Origin of the sequence: Microvirga calopogonii (genome assembly GCF_003347665.1) — a bacterium.
Classification (GTDB): Bacteria; Pseudomonadota; Alphaproteobacteria; order Rhizobiales; family Beijerinckiaceae; genus Microvirga; species Microvirga calopogonii.
The window spans coordinates 1-2,784 of sequence record NZ_QDGA01000213.1 but is presented as its reverse complement, the minus strand read 5'-3'; the positions used below and the strand labels follow the sequence as shown (position 1 = coordinate 2,784).

4 protein-coding genes and 1 other RNA gene are annotated in these 2,784 nt (G+C 58.7%); 1 reads left to right on the top strand and 4 read right to left on the bottom strand.

Features of this window, described 5'->3' with window-relative positions; genetic code table 11:
- Both DDF70_RS35895 and ssrA read right to left on the bottom strand, forming a co-directional pair.
- Nucleotides 1–251 (bottom strand): hypothetical protein (locus tag DDF70_RS35895; protein WP_162820912.1); only part of this gene is annotated, 251 nt, incomplete at its 3' end.
- A 76-nt stretch (nucleotides 252–327) separates the two neighbouring features.
- Nucleotides 328–712: a transfer-messenger RNA gene (ssrA, locus tag DDF70_RS35890) on the bottom strand.
- Between the two features lie 201 nt (nucleotides 713–913).
- Between ssrA and DDF70_RS35885 the strand changes: the two genes are divergently transcribed.
- A complete protein-coding gene (locus DDF70_RS35885; RefSeq protein WP_114949204.1) occupies nucleotides 914–1,162 on the top strand; it encodes a ParB N-terminal domain-containing protein in 249 nt (82 codons plus the stop codon).
- Between the two features lie 385 nt (nucleotides 1,163–1,547).
- Here DDF70_RS35885 and DDF70_RS37320 read toward each other — a convergent pair whose 3' ends face one another.
- Nucleotides 1,548–1,733 carry a hypothetical protein gene (locus DDF70_RS37320; protein WP_162820911.1) on the bottom strand — a complete coding sequence of 62 codons (186 nt, stop codon included), beginning with the start codon at nucleotides 1,731–1,733 and terminating at the stop codon, nucleotides 1,548–1,550.
- 614 nt (nucleotides 1,734–2,347) lie between these two features.
- A partial coding sequence (locus tag DDF70_RS35875) for a CarD family transcriptional regulator (RefSeq protein WP_205772631.1) occupies nucleotides 2,348–2,784 on the bottom strand: 437 nt, incomplete at its 5' end.

The following is a 2,784-nucleotide window of genomic DNA, read 5'->3' as shown; positions in this document are numbered from 1 at the left end:
GTCAGGCGATCCGTGAACTCGAGAATATCCTGGTCGATGGGACGTTTGCCACCGCTGGCCTCAAAGTACCGCAACCGCATCTCGTCCGGCAGAAGCAGATAGAAGTTGTCGCTCTTCACGTCGACGTCGAAGATATCGGTGACCTTCACGACCTGATCGCGCGTGGCTGGTGCCTCGACGCCGTCGCCAGTCGGGAAGACCGTGGTTCCCTTGGAAACGCGGATGTAGCCGCCGACCTGAATCTCCAACATTTGTTCTTCGTCTCTCTGTTATGGGGGCAGCGCGAGCTGGGAAGGTCAAGGGTCTGAAAATGGGAACGGCACCCGAAGGTGCCGTTTCTGTTGCTAGGCTATCCCGAGCCCCGGATGGTTACGCCGCGAGGCGCACCGCACCCATGTCAACGTTGTCGTTGGCATTTATGAATTTGCACTATCAAGGCCGTAGCTCAGCCTAATCGCAACCTAGCCTTTATTGCGCCCAGTCGAACCCATGTCGCCCCCCTCACAAACACACCGGGGCAGCGGCCCGACCTCAACGAAAGGCCAGTCGCCCAAACCCCGTCCTGCGGTACCTGGACGGCCGGTGTGCTTGTGGTGGAGGCGGCGGGAATCGAACCCGCGTCCTAAACGCCTATTCCACTCTGCCTCTACGATCATAGTCAGGCGAACCTGACATATCCGATATAGGGGTTCGCCGACCTGATTACTAGGCACAAGATCTACAATCGCGTCTGTCGACGAAGGAGGATGCTCACCCTGTGGCATGCTGCACGCCAGCAGACAGTCCGCACTTGGTTCATGGTGAACGAAACCAATCTTCAGCATGGATGTCTCATCCGGGAACAGGTCCTATGCAACCCGATCAGCAGCGCCTAAGCTCCGGCTTAACATGTCATGACGCTGGAGCAGCAGAGATGATGAAAAAGCAGATCGTTGCAATCCAGGATGTCTATGTGCCCGTCCAACGGCGTCAAACCCTTGATCAGCAGAAGGTTGAGGCACTTGCCGAGAGCATGCTGTCAAAAGGACAAGAGGTACCTATCCTGGTGCGGCCCGATGGCAAACGTTTTGTCCTGGTCGAGGGGCTGCATCGACTGGAGGCCTGCAAGGCACTCGGGGAGTCGACCGTACCCGTTTACCTGGTACAAGCTCGCAAGCATTGAGCGAGGCCCGCCGACGAGCTCGTGCGCGGAGCGCGAGGCTCAGTGCGATGGTGCCTGCGCTTAGCCCCAGACGGGCTCTCGCGTCGCCAGGCGGTCAGATGGGATGGCCAAAGGCTTCTGCCGACATCGCCTTGCCGCTCCGCACGTTGCGGCGAGGCTTGCGGCGTCCGGGTCGCAGGTGGTGGTGCACCTGTGTCGTACGCTATAGCACCAAGGACGCATCTTCAACGGAATAGGTCCTGTGCAACTGCTCAAAGCCGGCCGCCCTCCCCCGCTGATGCGTGGTTAGGGTTGCAACCTGACTAAAAGAGCTCCGGCTTCGGGAGCAAGTCGCGGCAAATGGCTGCTGAAGCCGAAAGGCGAGCTGGATCGGCTTCAGCGAGGGCTACTTCTTGGATCCGGCGCTTGAGCCCACGGTTCCTTTTGTCGAAGGTGCAGCGGCAATCGTCTTCGCCTTTTCCTTCTTTGGCTTCTTCGCCTCCCGGTTACCGCGCTGTTCACCTTTGGCCATAGCTGCTTCTCCTAAACGTTGGGCTCGGAGCGTACCACCTGCAGAGGCATAGCGGAACATTGAAGTGTCATAGAAATTGCGAACACTCGGTGTAGGCTTGAGAGTGACGACCTTCTCGCGTCGGACCTATACGGCGGTTCAGGTACACTTCATCGGCCTCACCCGTTTGTATAGGCTCGGCTCTCCGCGAAGAGATGTTCATATCTGGGTTTGATATCAAGTCGGAGTTGCATGCGGGGTCGACCCCAGAGCCGTCGCATTAGGATAGTTGGCGTCTTTTCTCGCTTAGCTGGGCTGCTTAGCGACGTCGTGGATCTCTGCTCTCCACCCGAAACTCACGCCATGCAATGATGCTGGCCTGGACTGCCTCCCCGGTCGTCCCATTCCGCCACTCCCCGTTCATGCGCTCACACGGGAATGGAAGGATGTATGTGCCGACGTGATCCTCTGCCAGAACCTGCACCGGCAGCCCACAGCCCGGATACCCGTCGGTTGTGAAATCCTTTAAACGGGCAGTTCGCGTTACCATGCACCCGCTCCGAGTATTCCGATGTACCAATAGATCGATGGGGCAACGCTACCGTAGAAGCACGATGATACCAATAATGCCCTGAGCTTAGATGGAGCAGCACTCAACGTTAACCGGTCTCTCGTTCAACGGGAAGGGTCGTTCCCTATGCCGCCGCTTCGTCATCGGGCCCCTCCGGTTCTTCGGCCAGGGTCTTAGCCTTGTTGAGGTGAGGAGCTTTGGCCAAGCTCTGTTCGATCAACTTGCGAGCCTCGGTCTGGGTCAGCCGGCTGGATGCTGCCACCTCCTTGATCATGAAGTCCAGGGCGCCTTCGAAGATCTGCTGCTCGCTGTAGGAAGCCTCCTGCTGCTCTGAGCCGCGATTGAGATCCCGCAAAACTTCAGCAATAGCTGTCAGCTGCCCGGTCCCGATGCGCTCCTGAAGGTCGTTCGAGCGCCGGCTCCACACGCCGCGCTTGGCCATTGCCTTTCCGCTCAGGAGGTCGAGGGCCTGCTCCACCACCGCAGGTTCCGACAGTTTTCTCAGGCCGCTGCTCTTGGCTTTCGTTAGGGGAACCCGAAGGGTGAGGCGATCCTTATCGA